This window comes from Vibrio sp. OPT41 (assembly GCF_015163595.1).
GTDB classification, from domain to species: Bacteria; Pseudomonadota; Gammaproteobacteria; order Enterobacterales; family Vibrionaceae; genus Vibrio; species Vibrio alginolyticus.
Map to the genome: position 1 here is coordinate 1 of NZ_JADDYH010000094.1, position 218 is coordinate 218.

General features: G+C 55.5%; 1 rRNA gene. It reads right to left on the bottom strand.

The features are described 5' to 3' along the window. A 23S ribosomal RNA gene (locus tag IQP38_RS27080) occupies positions 1-218 on the bottom strand; the annotation flags it as partial.

Sequence of the window (218 nt, forward strand, 5' to 3'; positions counted from 1 at the left end):
ACCTCACGATGTCCAACCGTGATTAGCCCACCTTCGTGCTCCTCCGTTACGCTTTGGGAGGAGACCGCCCCAGTCAAACTACCCACCAGGCACTGTCCGCAACCCCGATTAGGGGTCGACGTTAGAACATCAACACTACAAGGGTGGTATTTCAAGGACGGCTCCACGCAATCTAGCGACTGCGCTTCAAAGCCTCCCACCTATCCTACACATGTAGG